18 protein-coding genes and 1 tRNA gene are annotated in these 18,061 nt (G+C 64.9%); 12 read left to right on the forward strand and 7 right to left on the reverse strand.

What is annotated here, in order from left to right:
• The first annotated feature begins 165 nt into the window (after positions 1-165).
• Positions 166-798 carry a nicotinate-nucleotide adenylyltransferase gene (locus ACZ52D_RS09530; RefSeq protein ID WP_464441165.1) on the forward strand — a complete coding sequence of 211 codons (633 nt, stop codon included), beginning with the start codon at positions 166-168 and terminating at the stop codon, positions 796-798.
• Here the strand turns inward: ACZ52D_RS09530 and ACZ52D_RS09535 are convergent.
• Positions 778-1,584 (reverse strand): DMT family transporter, encoded by an 807-nt coding sequence (locus tag ACZ52D_RS09535; RefSeq protein WP_464443129.1) that lies wholly within the window; start codon positions 1,582-1,584, stop codon positions 778-780. The two genes, ACZ52D_RS09530 and ACZ52D_RS09535, sit on opposite strands and share 21 nt — an antisense overlap.
• 132 nt (positions 1,585-1,716) lie before the next feature.
• Here ACZ52D_RS09535 and dacB point away from each other — a divergent pair, with 132 nt between their 5' ends.
• Positions 1,717-3,204 (forward strand): D-alanyl-D-alanine carboxypeptidase/D-alanyl-D-alanine endopeptidase, encoded by a 1,488-nt coding sequence (gene dacB / locus ACZ52D_RS09540; protein WP_464443130.1) that lies wholly within the window; start codon positions 1,717-1,719, stop codon positions 3,202-3,204.
• Positions 3,205-3,342: 138 nt separating this feature from the next.
• Here dacB and ACZ52D_RS09545 read toward each other — a convergent pair whose 3' ends face one another.
• Complete coding sequence (locus tag ACZ52D_RS09545; RefSeq protein ID WP_222456458.1) at positions 3,343-3,765, reverse strand: tellurite resistance TerB family protein; 423 nt, start codon at positions 3,763-3,765, stop codon at positions 3,343-3,345.
• Positions 3,766-4,013: 248 nt separating this feature from the next.
• Between ACZ52D_RS09545 and ACZ52D_RS09550 the strand changes: the two genes are divergently transcribed.
• Positions 4,014-5,657 carry a lysine--tRNA ligase gene (locus ACZ52D_RS09550; RefSeq protein WP_222456459.1) on the forward strand — a complete coding sequence of 548 codons (1,644 nt, stop codon included), beginning with the start codon at positions 4,014-4,016 and terminating at the stop codon, positions 5,655-5,657.
• A gap of 440 nt (positions 5,658-6,097) precedes the next feature.
• Positions 6,098-8,386 (forward strand): right-handed parallel beta-helix repeat-containing protein, encoded by a 2,289-nt coding sequence (locus ACZ52D_RS09555; RefSeq protein ID WP_464441166.1) that lies wholly within the window; start codon positions 6,098-6,100, stop codon positions 8,384-8,386.
• A 23-nt stretch (positions 8,387-8,409) separates the two neighbouring features.
• Here the strand turns inward: ACZ52D_RS09555 and ACZ52D_RS09560 are convergent, their stop codons facing one another.
• Complete coding sequence (locus ACZ52D_RS09560) at positions 8,410-9,039, reverse strand: hypothetical protein (RefSeq protein ID WP_464441167.1); 630 nt, start codon at positions 9,037-9,039, stop codon at positions 8,410-8,412.
• Between the two features lie 201 nt (positions 9,040-9,240).
• On the opposite strand from ACZ52D_RS09560, the gene ACZ52D_RS09565 reads away from it, so the two are divergent.
• From ACZ52D_RS09565 to ACZ52D_RS09575, 3 genes are all read left to right on the forward strand, one after another.
• Positions 9,241-9,567, forward strand: a complete 327-nt coding sequence (locus ACZ52D_RS09565; RefSeq protein ID WP_222456462.1) for an antibiotic biosynthesis monooxygenase family protein — start codon at positions 9,241-9,243, stop codon at positions 9,565-9,567.
• Positions 9,568-9,698: 131 nt separating this feature from the next.
• Positions 9,699-10,106, forward strand: a complete 408-nt coding sequence (locus ACZ52D_RS09570; protein WP_222456463.1) for a universal stress protein — start codon at positions 9,699-9,701, stop codon at positions 10,104-10,106.
• Positions 10,107-10,291: 185 nt separating this feature from the next.
• Positions 10,292-10,555 carry a TFIIB-type zinc ribbon-containing protein gene (locus ACZ52D_RS09575; RefSeq protein WP_464441168.1) on the forward strand — a complete coding sequence of 88 codons (264 nt, stop codon included), beginning with the start codon at positions 10,292-10,294 and terminating at the stop codon, positions 10,553-10,555.
• Between the two features lie 43 nt (positions 10,556-10,598).
• On the opposite strand, the gene ACZ52D_RS09580 is transcribed toward ACZ52D_RS09575, so the two are convergent.
• Positions 10,599-11,066 carry an aminoacyl-tRNA deacylase gene (locus tag ACZ52D_RS09580; RefSeq protein ID WP_222456465.1) on the reverse strand — a complete coding sequence of 156 codons (468 nt, stop codon included), beginning with the start codon at positions 11,064-11,066 and terminating at the stop codon, positions 10,599-10,601.
• 223 nt (positions 11,067-11,289) lie between these two features.
• Entirely contained in the window at positions 11,290-11,766 is a 477-nt protein-coding gene (locus ACZ52D_RS09585; protein WP_222456466.1) for a MarR family winged helix-turn-helix transcriptional regulator, read from the reverse strand.
• A gap of 215 nt (positions 11,767-11,981) precedes the next feature.
• On the opposite strand from ACZ52D_RS09585, the gene ectA reads away from it, so the two are divergent.
• The 5 genes from ectA (at position 11,982) to ACZ52D_RS09610 (ending at position 17,327) form a co-directional block, all read left to right on the forward strand.
• Entirely contained in the window at positions 11,982-12,512 is a 531-nt protein-coding gene (gene ectA, locus ACZ52D_RS09590; protein ID WP_464441169.1) for a diaminobutyrate acetyltransferase, read from the forward strand.
• Between the two features lie 99 nt (positions 12,513-12,611).
• Positions 12,612-13,907, forward strand: coding sequence for a diaminobutyrate--2-oxoglutarate transaminase (ectB, locus tag ACZ52D_RS09595; protein WP_464441170.1), 1,296 nt, complete (start codon positions 12,612-12,614; stop codon positions 13,905-13,907).
• Positions 13,908-13,914: 7 nt separating this feature from the next.
• Positions 13,915-14,307: an ectoine synthase gene (locus tag ACZ52D_RS09600; protein ID WP_222456469.1), complete on the forward strand. Its 393-nt coding sequence runs from the start codon at positions 13,915-13,917 to the stop codon at positions 14,305-14,307.
• A 36-nt stretch (positions 14,308-14,343) separates the two neighbouring features.
• Positions 14,344-15,780 carry an aspartate kinase gene (locus ACZ52D_RS09605; protein WP_464441171.1) on the forward strand — a complete coding sequence of 479 codons (1,437 nt, stop codon included), beginning with the start codon at positions 14,344-14,346 and terminating at the stop codon, positions 15,778-15,780.
• 209 nt (positions 15,781-15,989) lie between these two features.
• Entirely contained in the window at positions 15,990-17,327 is a 1,338-nt protein-coding gene (locus ACZ52D_RS09610; RefSeq protein WP_464441172.1) for an adenylate/guanylate cyclase domain-containing protein, read from the forward strand.
• A gap of 25 nt (positions 17,328-17,352) precedes the next feature.
• On the opposite strand, the gene ACZ52D_RS09615 is transcribed toward ACZ52D_RS09610, so the two are convergent.
• Together ACZ52D_RS09615 and ACZ52D_RS09620 are read right to left on the reverse strand one after the other, a co-directional pair.
• Positions 17,353-17,429 (reverse strand) — tRNA-Arg (locus ACZ52D_RS09615).
• Positions 17,430-17,464: 35 nt separating this feature from the next.
• Complete coding sequence (locus ACZ52D_RS09620; protein ID WP_464441173.1) at positions 17,465-17,959, reverse strand: GNAT family N-acetyltransferase; 495 nt, start codon at positions 17,957-17,959, stop codon at positions 17,465-17,467.
• Positions 17,960-18,061: the final 102 nt, after the last annotated feature.

Raw genomic sequence — 18,061 nt, forward strand, 5'->3', positions numbered from 1 at the left:
AATGCGGGAAGCGGCGGCTTCGACGGGGCTGCGCCGCCGCCTCGGGCACCGTGGTGCCTGCCCTGGCAGCGCCGGCGACCCGTGCGCCGTTCGGTGCAGCGGCCAGTGTCCTTCGGGGCTGGTCCGCGGGGCAGGCGGGCATGTGATTGATCTCCCCTGCAAACTATGCGCATCAAGGCGGCGATGATTTGCAAGTTGCCGCATATCCAACCGGGCCAGAGCGTCGGGCTGTTGGGAGGGTCATTCGATCCGCCCCATCACGGCCACGCGGCGATTTCCCACGCGGCGCTGAGGCGGTTCGGGCTGGATCACCTGTTCTGGCTGGTGTCGCCGGGCAATCCGCTGAAACGCCGCCAGCCAGCATCGCTGGCGCGGCGGATCGCGGCCAGCCGGGCGCTGATGCAGCATCCGCGCATCCATATCAGCGGCATCGAGGCGGATCTTGGCACGCGCTATACCGCCCAGACCCTGCGCCATCTGCGTCGCCGCCATCCCGGTGTGCGCTTTGTCTGGCTGATGGGGGCGGACAACCTGGTGCATTTCCATCACTGGAAGGATTGGCGGCAGATCCTCGATACGGTGCCCGTCGGGGTGCTGGCGCGCCCCGGAGACCGGATCGCCGCGCGGCTGTCACCGGCGGCCCGGATCTACCGCCATGCGATGCTGAAGGGCGGGCAAAGCCATTTGCTGGCGCAGGCCACCAGCCCCGCGTGGTGTTTCGTGAACGTGCCGATGGTGGATGTCAGCTCCACCCAGCTGCGCGCCCGCGGCGCGTGGTCAGCGGCGCAGCAGGGCTGAGCCCAGCCCGGCAGACAGCACCACCGCCAGCCCGGCCCAGGTCCAGGCGTCGGGCAGCTGGTTGAACACCAACCAGCCCAGACCCACCGCGGCGACCAGCTGGAAATAGACCATCGGCGCCAGTTTCACCGCCTGCACCCGCGCATAGACATAAAGCAGCAGCAGGTTGCCCAACATCGAAAACGCCGCGCTTCCCACCGTCAGCGCCGCGGTGGAGGCGGAGAATTCCGGCAGGCTGGTCAGCCCCAGCGGCAGCAGCAGCAGCGCGCTCAGCGCCAATTGCGTCAGGCTCAGCTCCAGCGCGCTGCCGAGCCCGGCCAGCCAGCGCGAACTGGTCAGAAACGCACCGTAGAAACAGCCCGCCAGCACCGCCCACAACAGGTTGAGCGAGCCGCCAAAGCCCGGGCGCACCACCAGCAGAACGCCGATGAAGCCAACCGCCATCAGCGCGTTGCGCGTCATCGTCGCCGGTTCGCGCAGCAGCAGCACGGACAGAACGTAGCTCACCACCGGACCGATGAAGAAGGCGGCAAAGACATTGGCCAAAGGCTCGGTCGACAGCGCCATCTGGATCGAAAAGATGCCCCCGGTCAGCAAGGCGGCACGCAGCCACAGGCGCCAGTCGCGCAACAGCGCATAGGCCCGGCGCGGCACGAAGGGCAGGATCAGCAGCGCGCCGATGGAAAATCGCGACCAGGCGACAAAGGCGGGTGTGGCCAGGCCGCTGCCGGTCAGCAACTTCCCGCACAGATCCCCGGCCGGGATCATTGACATGGCCACAAACATGAGGATCACTGCCTGAAACATAGGCGCAAGCGGTAGCAGGAACTCTCATGGGGCAGAAGCCCTGATTTCTGCAGCGGCCTGTGGCAGAACGCAAAACGACATGAGCAGCCCCTGACCGTGAAACAGACCAAGATGACGTCTCGCCGGACATTCCTACTTTCGGGGCTCGCCGCCATGGCGGGCTCGGCCGCGCTGGCCAATGCGCCCACGGTTTCCTTGCGGCCGGTTTCGCGGCGCAACAGCATATTCGCACCGGGGGCCGAGGGGCTGAAGGCGCTGCTGGCGCAGGCCGACCTGCCGGGGGAAGTCGTCTGCGCCGTGGCGGATGTGAACAGCGGACGGCTGCTGGAGTCCCATGGCGCGGGCCAGGCCTTGCCTCCGGCCAGCGTCGCCAAGGTGATCACCGCGCTCTACGCGCTGGAGACATTGGGGGGCAGTCACCGGTTCGAGACCCGTATCCTGGCCACCGGCGGTGTCTCCAACGGCGTGGTTCTTGGCGATCTGATCCTCGCGGGCGGTGGCGATCCGATGCTCGACACAGATGACCTGGCGCAGCTGGCCGCGGCGCTGAAGGCCGCGGGCGTGCGCTCGGTGCGCGGCGATTTCCTGGTCTGGGATGCGGCATTGCCGACCATCCGCACCATTGATCCGGGACAGCCCGACCACCTCGGCTATTCGCCGGCGGTGTCCGGTATCGCGCTGAATTTCAACCGGGTGCATTTCGAATGGAAACGCGCCGCGGGCGGGGGCTGGGCGACCACGATGGATGCCCGCACCGAGAAGCACCGCCCCGAGGTCAGCATGGCGCGGATGCGGATCGCCACGCGGTCCACGCCGGTCTACACCTACGCGGAACAATCCGGCACTGACAATTGGACCGTCGCCTCCAAGGCGCTGGGCAAGGGCGGGTCGCGCTGGCTGCCGGTCCGCAATCCCGGGGCCTATGCCGGGGATGTGTTCCGGACCCTTGCCGGGGCGCATGGCATCCAGCTGGGCGCGGCGCGGCAGATCCGCACGCTGCCCGCGGCACAGCTGCTGGCGCAGCACCAGAGCCCGCCAATGGCAGAAATGCTGAAGGCGATGCTGAAGTATTCCAACAACCTGATGGCGGAAATGATCGGCATGTCGGCAACCGCGGCCCGCAGCGGTCGTCCCAGCTCGCTGAAGGAGTCGGCGACGGAGATGAGCCATTGGGCCACCGCCAGATACGACATGCCGGGCATCAGGCTGGTCGACCACTCGGGCCTTGGCGAGGAGTCCCGGATGACGCCGCTTGGGCTGCTGTCGGCGTTGATCGCGGCGGACCGGAGCGGGCAGTTGAAGCCGTTGCTGAAACCCTACGATCTGCGCGATGCCAAGGGCCGTCCGATCAAGGATCACCCGATCAAGGTGGCGGCCAAGACCGGCACCCTCAACTTTGTTTCCGGTCTCGGCGGTTTCATGACGGCGTCAGACGGAACGGAACTCGCTTTTGCGATCTTCAGCGCCGACGAGGCCACCCGGGCCAGCATCCCACGCGCTGAACGCGAGCGACCGCGGGGCGCGAAGGGATGGAACCGTCGCGCCAAGGCGCTGCAGCAACAGCTGATCGAGCGCTGGGGCGCCGTCTACGGCAGTTGATCTGCACGCCCCTGACCTGATGATTTTTCCAGCCCGCTACTTTTCCAACCCGTTACATCGGGACATCCGCCGGATGGGGCGCCATGCCCCATGCCTCCTGACGTCGCGAGCGACGTCGCGAGACGGTCTGGCGGTTGGTCAGACCGTGTGGCGGGCGCGTGCGCCGCGTTCGATCGCGGCGGCGTGCAGCCGGTCGATGTTCAGCTCGTAACGCACCTCGGCCAGGAACTGCAGCTCGGTCTCGCCCAGGATGCCGTCGGCGGCGGCCACGTCGCAGGCCAGCGCATAGGCAGTTTCGAACAGCCGCTCCGGCAGGTCGCCGCGAATGAGGCCGAACAGCGCCTCCAGCCCGTCTTCCTGTTCGAACAGATCCAGCACCGTCTGCGAGATCCGCGCCACCCGGTCGATGTCGTAATCGGCGAAGACCGGCAGCATGTTGACCGCCGACTGGATCTTGACCAGTTCCGCGGTGCGGATGTTCTCATCCGAGGCAGACACCGCCACCATCAGCGCCACCAGGCAGTCCTGCGGGGACATCGGGTGCGGGGTTTGCTCACTCATGGATGAAATCCTTGCTTGTTCAAATCGGGTTTTGCGCAGGATAGGTGGCCCCGACGCCCGGTTCAATAACCCGCTGCGGCAGTGCGGCATTTTTCGGCCGATGTCGCGTCGGGCCGCGCCGTGAAACCAAGCGGGCGCCGGGCTTGTGATGTTGACTCATGCTGCATCAGCACAATAGAGAGGCATGCCGGTCCGCGCCCCTGCGCCTGCCGGTGATCCCGAAACAACAGACGCCGTTGGAGAACATCATGTCTGATCTGCGCGAAGAAGCTCTCAAGAGCAAAGCCTGGCCGTTTGAAGAAGCCCGCCGGGTTCTCAAACGTTATGCCAAGGGCGCGCCGGAGAAGGGCTATGTGCTGTTCGAAACCGGCTATGGTCCCTCTGGTCTGCCCCATATCGGCACCTTTGGCGAGGTGGCCCGCACCACCATGATCAAGAAGGCGTTCGAGACCATCTCGGACATCCCGACCAAGCTGATCTGCTTTTCCGATGACCTCGACGGCATGCGCAAGGTGCCGGGCAACGTGCCCAACCCCGAAGCGCTGCAAGAGCATCTGCAAAAGCCGCTGACCGCGGTGCCCGACCCCTTTGGCGAATACGAAAGCTTCGGCCACCACAACAACGCCATGCTGCGCCGCTTCCTCGATACCTTCGGGTTCGAGTACGAGTTCTACTCGGCCAAGGAGTTCTATGAATCCGGCCAGTTCGACGAGATCCTCAAGCGCGCCGTCGAGAAATACGACGAGGTCATGGCGATCATGCTGAAGTCCCTGCGCGAGGAGCGGCGGCAGACCTATTCGATCTTCCTGCCGATCCATCCGGAAACCGGCCGCGTGCTCTACGTGCCGATGAAGAAGGTCTGCGCCGAAACCTACACCGTCACCTTCGACGACGAGGACGGCAAGGAATGGACCCTGCCGGTCACCGGCGGCAACGTGAAGCTGCAGTGGAAGCCGGACTTCGGCGCGCGCTGGGCGGCGCTGGGCGTCGACTTCGAGATGTATGGCAAGGACCACTCCACCAACACGCCGATCTATGACGGTATCTGCCGGGTGCTGGGCCACCGTCCGCCGGAGCATTTCACCTATGAGCTGTTCCTTGATGCCAATGGCCAGAAGATTTCCAAGACCTCCGGCAACGGCATCTCGATCGATGAATGGCTGACCTATGCCTCGACCGAGTCGCTGGCGTATTTCATGTACCAGAAGCCCAAGACCGCCAAGCGGATGCACTTCGACGTGATCCCCAAGGCGGTGGATGAATACCACCAGCAGCTGCGGGCCTATCACACCCAGGATCTGAAGGCGCAGCTGAACAACCCGGTCTGGCACATCCACGGCGGCGACGTTCCGCAGTCGGACATGGTGGTGCCGTTCTCGATGCTGCTGAACCTCGCCTCTGCCTCCAGCGCCGAGGACAAGGCGACGATGTGGGGTTTCATCAACAAATACGCCCCCGACGCCACCCCGGAGACCCATCCGGGCATGGATCAGGCGGCGGGCTTTGCGGTGGCCTATTTCAACGACTTCGTGAAACCGGCCAAGACCTACCGCCTGCCCACCGATCAGGAGCGTGCGGCGCTGTCCGATCTGGCCGACGCGCTGAAATCGCCCGAGGCCGCGCTGGCTGCGATCGCCAGGAAGAACGAGATCGTCGGCAACGACGATCCGCTGCCCGAGGCCAACTTCGCGGACGAGGAGTTCCTGCAGTCGGTGGTCTTCGCGATCGGCAAGATCCACGGGTTCGAGCCGCTGCGGGCCTGGTTCTCGGCGATCTACGAGGTGCTGCTGGGGGCCAGCCAGGGTCCGCGCTTTGGCGGGTTCATCGCGCTCTACGGCGTCGAGGACACCATCGCGCTGATCGACAAGGCGTTGGCCGGCGAGCTGGCCTGATCCGCCAGTCATCGGAAATGAAATCGCTTCAGGGGGCGCGGGTGACCGTGCCCCCTTTGTCATTCCTCATCCTGTTCGCGGCGCGAATTTATGATGGCTTCACGCGGGGGCGGCGAAAAAACTTTGTTGACGTAGCGTAATGTGCGCCTAGCTTGACTCCCACGGCATGGGAGAGCCGGGCGTGCAGGCCGTTTGTTCCGTTACGAGTGTTTTTTGGTACCGGCTCTCTCCATTGCCAGCGCAACCGCCGCCGCAACAGGCAGGTTGGCAAACGGTTAATCCTGTAATCTTCATTTGATTTCATGCGGTTGGGTGCGAGTTCCCGGCGCGCCATCCTTCGTTCTGAGGCGGGCAGCGTACGCTGTTCTTGCCGGATCTTAAGGCCGCTTGGGTAAAACCTGATCCCCGAACGCGACAGGCGTAGCAGGAAAGGGTTTCCCATGAACAAGGCGATTACCGATGGCGTGCAGCTGATGCCCCCCGCATTTGCAGAGGGGTTGGATGTGTGGTCCAGCGGCGACGGCACCCCCGGCTCCGACACCTATGACGGTGCGGCTAATGCCGTGCTGGTGGCGGCCGATGCCGATTTCGGCAGCTGTCTGGAATTGCAGAAGACGGCCAACACCCAGAAGCTGCGCTTCATGGGGCAGACGCCGCTGGAGCCGGGCTGCTACCTGCAGATCAAGGTGCGCATCAAGGCGGTCAGCGGCGCCCTGCCAACGGTGCGCATCGCGGGCTACGCGGCCTATGCCACTGGCAGCAACATTCCGGGGGCACCGCAGACCGCCTCGGAGGCGGCGCTGCAAACCTATGGGGACGTGGTCGAGATCACCGCGCTGGTCGGCAGCGGCTACCGCAGCGGCGTGCAGATGCCCTGGGGGCGGTTGGCGGCCTACGGGCATTTCGGCCTCGACCTGATCGGCGCAAATGGCGGCGTGGTGCGGATTGACGATATCGAGATCACCGACGCAACCCATGTCTTCCTGCGCAAAATGCTGAGCCTGGTGGATGTCACCGACTATGGCGCCGTCGGCAACGGCAGCACCGACTGCACCGAGGCCTTCGAGGCCGCCGACGCCGCTGCCGATGGCCGCAGCATCCTGGTGCCCGCCGGGGAATTCCACCTGGCCGACACCGTGTCGCTGAACAATCCGATACGCTTCGAGGGCACGGTGTCGATGCCCGACGACAAGATGCTGCTGATGACCAAGAACTTCGATTTTCCCAGCTATGCGGCGGCCTTCGGCGACGAGGAGCTGGGTTTCAAAAAGGCGTTTCAGGCGTTGATCAACAATGTCGACCATGAATCGCTGGACCTGAAGGGGCGCAAGATCAGCATCACCGCGCCGCTGGACATGGCGGCGGCGGTGCCCAACAAGAGCTCCTATGCCACCCGCCGCCTGATCCGCAACGGCCAGCTGGAGGCCGCCGACAGCACCGCCTGGGACACCGACGTGGTGACCTCGCAGGCGACCTACAGCAGCGCCGCGGATTCGCGCAAGCTGACCAATGTCGCCAATGTCGCCAACATCCCCGTCGGCGCGCTGGTCGAGGGTGCGGGCGTGGGTCGCGAGATCTATGTGAAATCGCGCAACGTCGGCGCGGGCGAGCTGACGTTGAACGCGCCGCTTTACGATGCCGAGGGCACCCAGGTCTTTACCTTCCGGGATTTCAAGTATCTGGTGGATTTCAGCGGCTTCAGCTCGCTCAGCAAGTTCTGCGTCGAGGGCATCGAGTTCCAGTGCAACGGCCGTTGCAGCGCCCTGCGGCTGGCGCCTTCGGGCTCGGTGTTTTCCATCGACAGCTGCTTCATCTCGCGCCCCAAGGATCGCGGCATCACCTCGATCGGGACTGGCTGCCAGGGGCTCCTGGTGGATAACTGCCAGTTCCTGTCGCACGAGGATCCGCTGGACGTGCCGGATCGTGTCAGCATCGGTCTCAACGTCAACAACAACGACGCCAAACTGCGCAGCAACCGCGCCACGCGGTTCCGCCATTTCGCGGTGCTGGCGGGCGGCAACAACACGGTGACCGGCAACCATTTCTTTCAGGGCGACAGCGTGCCCAACGGGGTGCGCACGGCCGGGCTGGTGCTGACCTCGAACAACTGCACCTCCACCGTGTCCGACAACTACATCGACAACTGCTTCATCGAATGGACCAACGAGCGCGATCCCTCGCCGGATTTCACGGGCGGGTTTTCCTTCAGCGCGCTGTCGATCAACGCCAATGTGTTCCTGTCCGGCGATGTGGCGCCCTGGTTCAGCTATATCGTGGTGAAACCCTACGGTAGTGGGCATTACCTCAACGGCGTATCGGTCACCGGCAACAAGTTCCGCTCTGTCAACGGCAACATCGACCGGGCCGAGCGGGTCGATACCAGCTTTTCCGATCTCGATCACGGGCGGGCCAAGAACGTGCTGTTCACCGGCAACATGTACCACAACGTCACCGTGCAATCGGCCAACCCGTTGCGGGTGCTGCATGACCAGTCCTCGGCCGCGTCCAGCTGGACGGTGCAGACGGCGGCTGAGCTGCCGTTCCAGGGGTATGCCCGCTATGTCGACAGCGTGATGCCGCAGCGCGCCCTGCGCAGTGCCAGCAACAGCATCCGCTATCTCGCCCCCTATGCGGATGTCGAGCAGGGGGCCGGGCGGGATCAGATCGTGTTGCGCTGGCCCGAGGCGGTGCGCGGCGAGGTGCAGGTCACGCTGCGCATGGACAGCTGATCCGGTGTCGCGAGGTGGCTGGCTCAGAATTTCTGCCACAGCCCCAGTTTCAGACCGAAACTGCTGCGCTTCTCGTGGCCAAGGGCCAGTCCGATCAGCAGTTCGCGGCGCTCGGGCAGCTGGTAGCGCAGCGATGGGGTCAAGGTGTAGCTGGGCTGGCCCCCTTGCGGCCAGGCGGTTTCCAGCTGGATCATCGGCGCGAAGGCTGCGCCGGTGTTCAGCCCGAGGGTCCCATCCAGTTTCCAAATGGGCTGCGTCCTGCTGTTGCGCAGCTCATAGCTGGCATCCACTACGATCCAGCCGCTGTGCCCCGCGCCGGTCTGAAAGCCGCGACCATAGGACAGCGTCGCTTTCTGCATCATGTGCCAGCGGCCCTCCACGCGGTTGCCGCCAAGGCCAAGCTCGGCGGCCACGCGGTGCGTGGAGCCCTGGTGCAGTGGCAGCCGCGCAAAGAGCACCGCGTGACCGGACAGGGCGCGGTTGCTGTTCAGGTCCACGCCCAGCGTCACCCCGGGCGTGAGGCCATAGGCGCCGTAAAAGCTCAACTCCGGTTCGGGGTCCGCCTGCCGGGTCCGGAAGGTCGCGCTGGCCGAGGTGAAGCCCGCTCCGACCGGCTCCAGCCAGGCGCCTGCCGCGGCGGGTGGCGCCAGCATCAGCGCCACTGCGGCGCCACGGGCGAGGCGGCAGGCTGCGCACCCGCTGCGGTGTGTCGAAGGGTCAGATCTGCGCCGCATGAATAAATCATAGGTTGATTTGATTTTTCCACAAATCATCTTTTGAGGGTCTTGGCGTAAAAAATCGTGCGCTTTTCGCGCAATCGGGCGTAGGCTGGAAGGGAGTCACCGGAGGAGCCAATGCCGCAAATCGCCAAAACCGCTGATATTCAGACCGTTATCACCACATTCGAGATGACGCCCGGCACCTGTCAGGACCTGCTGGAAGCACTGGAGGATGCCTATGCGGAATTCATCTCGAAGCAGCCCGGGTTCATTGCCGCCGGCCTGCACGTCAATGACGCGCAGACCCGCATCGCGAACTACTCGCAGTGGCGTCGCCGCGAGGATTTCATGGCGATGCTGCGCAGCCCCGAGATGCGCGCGCGCAACCGCAAGATCAACGAGTTGTGCCGCAGTTTCGAGCCGGTGATGTATGACGTCGCCGAGGTTTTCGGCGACGGCTAACGGGTGCTGTGAAGGGGCGGATCGGGCGTTTGGCCAAGGCGCGGCAGGGGCCGGGGGAACTTCTGGTTCCTGCCTCGCGTAGGTTTGGTGACGTCACCGCAGCCCGGGCAAAAACCCCAAGGAGGTCAGCCATGTATCACAACATTCTCGTCCCTATTTCCTTTGACCCCGAACGCGATGTGACCGGCCCGCTGAAGGTGGCGCGGCTGCTGTCGGCTCCGGGCGCGAGGGTGACGTTGCTGCATGTGATCGAGCAAGTGCCGAGCTATGCGATATCCTATATCCCCGCCGATTTCATGAAGGACACGCGCAAGGCGCTGAAGGCAGAGCTGGACGGGCTGGCGCAGACTCTCCCCAATGCACGGGGTGAGCTGATCGAGGGGCACTCCGGCCGCACCATTCTGGACTGGGCGGAGCAGAACGGCCCGGACCTGATCATCCTCGCCTCGCATCGCCCCTCGATGCAGGATTTTCTGTGGGGATCGACCTCGGGTCACGTGGTGCGGCACGCGTCCTGCGCGGTGCATGTGGTGCGCTGACGACCGCCGTGTGATCCGGCGGTGTGATCCGGGCGGCGTCCGGCCTCGTCCGGCCTCAGGGGGGGTGCCCAAATGGGGGATTTCCGCCGGTGAGCCGGATCCGCTTGGCGGCCTGCCTTGTGATGCCCGCCGCGCCTACCCACCTGTAACAGCAGGAGAGAGTGGAAACGCGAATGGAGGTGCAGATGCAATGTCCTGTTGATGGCAGCGAACTGGTGATGGCGGACCGCGCAGGGGTCGAGATCGACTACTGCCCAAAGTGCCGCGGGGTCTGGCTGGACCGGGGCGAGCTGGACAAGATCATCGAGCGCTCCACCCAGCCGGTGCAGGCCGTCCCGCCGCAGCCGCAACGCTATGATGACCGCGGCGGCGACTACGACCCGCGGTTTGGCGGTAAACCCTACAGGAAGAAAAAGAAGAACTTCCTCGAGGATCTGTTCGACTTCTGACGTAGATGCGGACGGCCCGTCGAGGGCCGTCACCGGCAACCGGTCAGTGCAGGGTGCTGAAGGAGCCGTGGCGGGCGTCCTTCATCAGCCGGTCGAAATCATTGCCTTTCATTTCCACCAGTGTCTTGTGGTCACCGGCCTCGAACCAGACGGTGTCCAGCCCGGTCAGGCTGTCGTCGATCACCGTCGGCACGTGATAGGCGGCGCCGACGCAGGGCGCGGCACCGGGATCGCAATCGTCGAAGACCTGGGTCAGTTCCTGCTCGGGGGCGAGCCCGAGGCGGCGTTTGACCAGGGACTGAAGAGCCCGGAGGTCGACGCTGTGGCTGGCGGGAATCACGGCCAGCATCGGGCCTTCCTCCATGTGGATCAGCACCGACTTGGCCAGGTGGTCACCGGGCACATGCGCGGCCTCGGCGCATTCCGATGCGGTGGCGGTATAGGGGTGGCGCACCGTCTCGAACGGCAGGCCGCGGGCCTCGAGGTGATGTTTCAGGCGTGAGGCGATCATGGCAGGATCCTCCGATTGCCGGAGCGCCCGCAGGGCCGCCTGGGAGACCCGTCGCACGGGGCCGCCTGACCGGGCTGTGCGCCCTGACCCGGCGGAGACGGGCGCAGCCGACGGCAGGCCGGGCGCCCAGATGGGTCTGGTCCCTCCACTGTGACGCAGGAGGGGTGAGTCGGGCAAGGGTCGTGGTCGCGGCGGTGGGCGCGGGCGGCCGCAGTGCGGACCGTCAGTGCGGATCGCGGATTTCGCCGGTGTCGAGCACGGGGGCCGCGTCGATTTCCTCGGCGTCGAGCATCGCGGCAACCCGTTCCAGCGCGGCGATCAGCCCGGCCTGTTCCCAGTCGGGCAGGGCGGAGAACTTGCGCACGAACTTCTGCTGGAGCGGATCCGGGGCCTCGGCAATGGTCTGGCGGCCCTTCTCGGTGATCAGGATGTTGGTCTGCCGCCGGTCGGTCTGCGAGCGTTCCCGCACGACCAGCTCCTTGCGCACCAGCTTGTCCACCACCGAGGTGACGGTGGCCTGGGTGATCCGCATCTGCTGCGAGATGACGGTGGCCGTGCAGTGCTCGCGATCGGCAACGATCTGCAGCACGCGGAACTGCGCGGCGGTCAGATTCACCGACTGCGCCAGCTCGCGGCCAAACAGTTCTGTTGCACGCAGGATGCGGCGGAGGGCGATCAGGCTGGTGTCCACGCGGTTCATGAGAGTCTTATTGGCAGATGCCAGGGCGCAAGGCAACATGTGCCGCGCCATATCGGTAGTTTGAATATCTAATGTGTATATGCTTGAGTTTATTTTGCAAACAGGAAAATATCACACCTGTTTTGCCATTTATGGATATTTTTTACTTTGATCTTGAAAGCATTCAGATTGCTCGCTACTTAGATAGCCAAAGCAATTTGGAGGTTCATAGCCCAATGGCAAAGACGTTGGAGTTGTTCCGCAAAGCCGCACCCGCCCTGAGGGCGCCCGTGGCCGAAGACGGCGCGGATATCTGGGAGCTGGTGCGTGCGTGCAAACCGCTTGATGAGAACTCGATGTACTGCAACCTGCTGCAGTGCGACCATTTCAGCGACACCTGCGTGGTGGCTGAACTGGACGGGGAAATCGTCGGCTGGATCTCCGCCTACCTGGTGCCCAATGACCCGGAAACCCTGTTTGTCTGGCAGGTGGCGGTGTCCCCGAAGGCCCGTGGCCTGGGGCTGGGCACGCAGATGCTGAATGCGCTTCTCAAGCGCAAGGCCTGCGCCGACGTGAAGCGGATGCAGACCACCATCACCGCCGATAACGACGCCTCCTGGGCGTTGTTCCGCAAGTTTGCCAAGGGCCACGAGGCGGCGATCGACTCGGAGGCCCATTTCAAGAAAGCGGAGCATTTCCGCGAACTTCACAACACCGAACACATGGTCACGATCGACCTGGGCGAGCGGATGCGCAAAGCGGCGTAACAGCCGTGGCCTGACTGCCGGCGTGCTGCCTGCGGCCCTCCGGGCTGCGGCGGCGCCTGCTCTCCCACCTTCTTTTCACCAATCCCAAAAGGATCTGAAATGCCGACTGACACGTCAGCCGAAATCTCTGTTTTCAAACGCCGCGAATCCGAGGCCCGCAGCTATTGCCGCGGCTTCGACACGGTGTTCACCTCTGCGCAAGGCTCGGAAATGACCGACGCCGACGGGCGCAGCTACATCGACTTCCTGGCGGGGTGCTCCTCGCTGAACTACGGCCACAACGACCCCGACATGAAGGCCGCGCTGATCGAGCATATCTCCGGGGACGGGCTGGCGCACGGGCTGGACCTGCACACCGACACCAAGGCCGACTTCCTGGCGGCCTTCGAGCGCCACATCCTGGAACCGCGCGGCATGGACCACAAGGTCATGTTCACCGGCCCGACCGGTGCCAACGCCGTCGAGGCGGCGATCAAGACCGCGCGCAAGGTGACCGGCCGCAACAACGTGGTGGCTTTCACCAACGGCTTTCACGGCGTCACCTTGGGCGCGCTGGCCGCGACCGGCAACGGCTATCACCGCGGCGGCGCGGGCACCACGCTGAACGGCGTGACCCGGATGCCGTTCGATGGTTACATGGCCGGCGGTTGCGACACGGCCGATTTCCTCGAGGCGATGCTGGCGGATGCCTCCAGCGGTATCGACGCACCGGCCGCGATCCTGTTGGAGACCGTGCAGGGCGAGGGCGGCCTGAACGCCGCCAGCGCCGAATGGGTGCAGCGCATCGCCAAGCTGGCCCGCGACCACGGCGCGCTGCTGATCATCGACGACATCCAGGCGGGCTGCGGCCGCACCGGCACCTTCTTCTCGTTCGAGGAGATGGGCGTCACCCCGGATATCGTGACGATGGCGAAATCGGTGTCGGGCTACGGCCTGCCGATGGCGCTGATGCTGGTGCGCCCGGAGCACGACGTGTTCGGCCCCGCCGAGCACAACGGCACCTTCCGCGGCAACACACATGCCTTTGTCACCGCCCGCGTGGCAATCGAGAAGTTCTGGGCCGACGGCGCCTTCCAGGCCGAACTGGTCGAAAAGGAAGCGCTGGTGCGCACGCGCCTGTCCGACCTGGCCGCCCTGGTTCCCGGCGCGCGGCTGAAGGGCCGCGGTCTGATGCAGGGCGTTGATGTCGGCTCTGGCGAGCTGGCGGGCGAGATCTGCGCCCGTGCCTTCGAGAAGGGGCTGATCATCGAGACCTCGGGCAACGAGGACCAGGTGGTCAAGGTGCTGGCACCGATCACCACCCCGGCAGAGACCTTCACCAAGGGCTTTGACATCCTGATGGAGGCCGCCCGCGAGGTGCTGGCCGACCAGAGCAAGAAAATCGCAGCGGAGTAACAGACCGATGATCGTGAGAGATTTCAACAAGATCGTGGAAAACGAAAAGTCCCGCGTGGTGTCCGACGCCCAGTGGACCTCGGTGCGGATGCTGCTGGCCGATGACGGTATGGGCTTTTCCTTCCACATCACCACGCTGGAGAGCGGCTCGGAGCACACCTTCGAGTACAAGAACCACTTCGAGAGCGTCTATTGCATGCAGGGCAAGGGCTCGATCACCGATCTGGCTACCGGGGAGACCCACGAGATCACCCCCGGCGTCATGTACGCGCTGAACGAGCACGACCGCCACATCCTGCGCGCCGAAGAGCAGCTGGTCATGGCCTGCGTGTTCAACCCCCCGGTGACGGGCAAGGAAGTGCACCGGGAAGACGGCTCCTACGCGCTGCTCGAAACCTGAATGGAGGCCCCGGGCAAGGCCCGGGGGACACATCCCGTGACATTACCTGACCATACTGTCGAAAAGATCGGCGGCACCTCGATGAGCCGCCTGTCGGAACTGACCGGCACGCTGATCATCGGCGACCGCAAGGGGGAGGATCTGTATCACCGGATCTTCGTCGTCTCCGCCTTTGGTGGCATCACCAACCTGCTGCTGGAGCACAAGAAAACCGGCGAGCCGGGGGTCTTTGCGCTGTTCAACAACGACGACAACGACCATTCCTGGCTGGATGCGCTGACCCGCGTCGCCACCGCCATGTGCGAAGCGCATGACGCGGTGCTGGACGAGTCCGCCGACCGCTCGCTGGCGGAGGATTTCGTGCGCGAGCGCATCGAGGGCGCACGCAGCGTGCTGTTCGACCTGCGCCGCCTGTGCTCCTACGGGCATTTCCGCCTGTCGGCGCATATGCAGATCGTGCGCGAGCTGCTGTCGGGTCTGGGCGAGGCGCATTCCGCGTTTGTCACCACGCTGCTGCTGCAGCGCAAGGGCGTGAACGCGCGTTTTGTCGACCTGTCCGGCTGGCGCGACGAGACCGAATGCACCCTGCAGGAACGCATCGCCGGCGCCATGGACGGCATCGATCTGACCCGCGAGCTGCCCATCGTCACCGGCTATGCGCAGTGCCGCGAGGGGCTGATGCAGGAATACGACCGCGGCTATTCCGAGGTCACCTTCTCGTCGCTGGCGGATTTCACCGGCGCGAAAGAGGCGATCATCCACAAGGAATTCCACCTGTCCTCGGCCGATCCCGGCCTGGTGGGCGAAGGGGCGGTGCGCAAGCTGGGGCACACCAACTATGACGTCGCCGACCAGCTGTCGAACATGGGGATGGAGGCGATCCATCCGAATGCCGCCAAGACCCTGCGCCAGGCGAATATCCCGCTGCGCGTCACCAATGCCTTTGACCCGGATGATCCGGGCACGCTGATCGATGACGCCCCGGCGGACACCCCGGCGGTGGAGATCGTCACCGGCCTGAACGTGGTGGCGCTGGAGCTGTTCGAGCAGGACATGGTCGGCGTCAAGGGTTATGACGCCAATGCGCTGGAGGCGCTGCGCCGCTTCAACGTGCGGATCGTGTCGAAGACCTCGAACGCGAACACCATCACCCATTATGTCGAGGCGCCGCTGAAATCGGTGCGCCGCGTGGTGGCGGAGCTGGAAAAGACCTATCCCTCGGCCGACATCAGCGTGCGCAGCATGGCGATCGTGTCGGCCATCGGCCGCGACCTGACCGGGCTGCATGCCTTCAGCAGCGGCCTGCAGGCGCTGGAGCGCGCGGGCATCGAGGTGATCGCCGCCCATCAGACCCCGCGCAACGTCGATATCCAGTTCGCGGTGGCCCGCGACGACGCCGACCGCGCGATCGAGGTGCTGCACGGCGCGCTGGTCGATACCGGTCTGGAACAGGTGGTGGACCAGGCCGCCTGAGCCCGCACTCGTTTCGTCCTTGCCCTGCCGTCCGGCGCATCCCGCGGCGGCAGGCGGCGGCCCGGCCGCGCCGTAAGCGCGGGGGCGGGGCGCGAGGCGACAAATCGCCCTTTGCATGATAGGCTGGCTTGCGGAGGTCGCGGCGCACGGACGCTGCGGCCCACCGAAGAATGAGGCAGCACGACTGCCGGATAGGTGCGGGGGCGCCGATGGCCGCGGAAAGACACATCGGGACGGGAAACGGCCGCGCCAGCGCGGCTGGTACCGTGGCTGACGGTTTTTCGGGTGCCCCGGCGGCGGACCAGGTCCGTGCCGCGGAAATTCTGGCCCCTGCGGCCTGCGCCCCGTCGCAGCTGTTCGACGGGATCGCCAATTGGCTGATCGAAGAGGGCCTGGGCGATGCCGCTTTCGGCGACATTCTTGGAGGGCTCGGTCGGCGGCTGCTGGCCGGAGGCGTGCCCGTTCACCGCATCAGCACCGGCGGGCTGTTCCTGCATCCGGTTTTTGGTGCGATTGACACCGCCTGGGACTCGCAGTCCGACCGGGTCACGGAAACGGTGCAGCCGCGCAGCAAGTTCGATTCGGCGGAGTTCCGGAACTCGCCCTTTTTCCAGGCCGCGTTGCACGGGATCAGATACCAGCGCTTCCGTCTCGACCAGGCGGCGGACCCGGGGGAATACCCTCTGCTGAAACAGCTGCGCGCGTCCAATGTGACCGATTACCTGGTGTTCTACCGCGATTTCGGGCGCCGCGACCTCAGCCTGTGGAACGGGCTGCCGCAGGGGATGGAGGGCGCGCTCGGTTCCTTTGCGACCCGCCGCACCAGCGGCTTTCACGACCGGGAGATTGCGCATCTGTTCAATCTGTCCACCGTGCTCAGCATGGTCATCAAAAGCAAATCGCGCCACATGCTGACGGGCACCCTGCTGCAGACCTATCTCGGCGCGCATTCGAGCCGGCGGGTGCTGCAGGGGCTGATCGAACGCGGCAGCGGCAGGAAGATCGACTGCGTGATCTGGCTGTCCGATCTGCGCCAGTCGACCCGGCTTGCCGAAACCCTGAGCATGGATGACTACCTGTCGCTGCTCAACACCTACTTCGATTGCACCGCCGGGGCGGTGCTGGATCACGGAGGCGAGGTGCTGAAGTTCATCGGCGACGCCGTGCTGGCTATTTTCCCGTTTGAGGACAGCCAGAGGCCAGCCGAGGACATGTGCCGCGCGGCCCTCTGCGCGGCGCGGGAGGCGCATGCGCGCACCTCTGGCGAAAACCGCGCGCGGCGGCAGAACGGGCAGAGCGAGATCAGATTCGGCGTCGCGCTGCATGCGGGAACGCTGATGTACGGCAACGTCGGGACTGATCGGCGGCTCGATTTCACTGTCATCGGCCCCGCGGCGAACGAGGTGGCCCGTCTGGAAAGCTTTTGCAAGACCGAGCAGAGCGACATTGTGGTCTCCACTCGATTTGCGGATCTCTATCCGGGCGATCTTGAAGACATTCCCGCCCGGCAGATCCGCACAGACCCCGCAGTCAAACCCGCGGGCTGATGCGTCTTGCCAACTGAATGGAGCCTGGCGATCCCTGAAGGACTCGAACCCTCAACCTGCTGATTAGAAGTCAGCTGCTCTATCCAGTTGAGCTAAGGGACCGCTTGCAGCCTGTTATGCCATGCGCGTTGCGGGGGTCAAGCGGTGCCGCGCAGGTCGAGGTGCATAAAGACGGACCACGGATCAGGCGCATAGTCGCCAAAAGCCGCGCATTCGCGAAACCCCATCGAGCCGTAGAGACTGCGAGATGGCAGGAAATCCGCGGTGGAGCCGGTCTCGAGATAGATGTCGGTGCCGCCTTCGGCGCGGGCAAGGTCGAGAAGATGGGTCAGCATCGCCCGTCCGGCACCGCTGCCGCGGGCCTCGGCGGCGGTGTGCATCGACTTCAGCTCGAAACTGGCGACATCCAGCCGTTTCAGTGCGCCCATCGCCACAGCCTCGGTGCCCCGGTAGAGCAGGAAGAACCGCACATCCGGGCCTTCCAGTCCGCTGGCGTCAAGCGCGTGGCAGCTGTCTTCAGGCGATTGCGCCGCCATCTGCGACAGGTGTCGCCGGATCAGCGCCGCGGCGGCGGGATCGGACGGGCTGGCCCGGCGGATCTCGAAACCGTTCATCGTGGGTGTCTGGGGCAAGGTGGCGCCAATCTTCTGCGTTTTCCATTGATTTTCAATAATAAATCCTATCGCAAATGGGGGCTTGAAACAAGCCGCAGCGCGAGCGGACCAGGATCGGGC

The organism is Leisingera sp. S2M4 (genome assembly GCF_055398055.1).

Excerpts from the sequence above, each read along its gene's own strand:
- ACZ52D_RS09530 (WP_464441165.1), top strand. The coding sequence starts at position 166 with ATGCGCATCAAGGCGGCGATGATTTGCAAGTTGCCGCATATCCAACCG.
- ACZ52D_RS09575 (WP_464441168.1), top strand. The coding sequence starts at position 10,292 with ATGCAATGTCCTGTTGATGGCAGCGAACTGGTGATGGCGGACCGCGCA.
- ACZ52D_RS09610 (WP_464441172.1), top strand. The coding sequence starts at position 15,990 with ATGGCCGCGGAAAGACACATCGGGACGGGAAACGGCCGCGCCAGCGCG.
- ACZ52D_RS09545 (WP_222456458.1), bottom strand. The coding sequence starts at position 3,765 with ATGAGTGAGCAAACCCCGCACCCGATGTCCCCGCAGGACTGCCTGGTG.
- ACZ52D_RS09580 (WP_222456465.1), bottom strand. The coding sequence starts at position 11,066 with ATGATCGCCTCACGCCTGAAACATCACCTCGAGGCCCGCGGCCTGCCG.
- ACZ52D_RS09585 (WP_222456466.1), bottom strand. The coding sequence starts at position 11,766 with ATGAACCGCGTGGACACCAGCCTGATCGCCCTCCGCCGCATCCTGCGT.
- ACZ52D_RS09555 (WP_464441166.1), top strand. The coding sequence starts at position 6,098 with ATGAACAAGGCGATTACCGATGGCGTGCAGCTGATGCCCCCCGCATTT.
- ACZ52D_RS09550 (WP_222456459.1), top strand. The coding sequence starts at position 4,014 with ATGTCTGATCTGCGCGAAGAAGCTCTCAAGAGCAAAGCCTGGCCGTTT.
- ectA (WP_464441169.1), top strand. The coding sequence starts at position 11,982 with ATGGCAAAGACGTTGGAGTTGTTCCGCAAAGCCGCACCCGCCCTGAGG.
- ACZ52D_RS09565 (WP_222456462.1), top strand. The coding sequence starts at position 9,241 with ATGCCGCAAATCGCCAAAACCGCTGATATTCAGACCGTTATCACCACA.
- ACZ52D_RS09560 (WP_464441167.1), bottom strand. The coding sequence starts at position 9,039 with ATGCTGGCGCCACCCGCCGCGGCAGGCGCCTGGCTGGAGCCGGTCGGA.
- ectB (WP_464441170.1), top strand. The coding sequence starts at position 12,612 with ATGCCGACTGACACGTCAGCCGAAATCTCTGTTTTCAAACGCCGCGAA.
- dacB (WP_464443130.1), top strand. The coding sequence starts at position 1,717 with ATGACGTCTCGCCGGACATTCCTACTTTCGGGGCTCGCCGCCATGGCG.
- ACZ52D_RS09535 (WP_464443129.1), bottom strand. The coding sequence starts at position 1,584 with ATGTTTGTGGCCATGTCAATGATCCCGGCCGGGGATCTGTGCGGGAAG.
- ACZ52D_RS09570 (WP_222456463.1), top strand. The coding sequence starts at position 9,699 with ATGTATCACAACATTCTCGTCCCTATTTCCTTTGACCCCGAACGCGAT.
- ACZ52D_RS09600 (WP_222456469.1), top strand. The coding sequence starts at position 13,915 with ATGATCGTGAGAGATTTCAACAAGATCGTGGAAAACGAAAAGTCCCGC.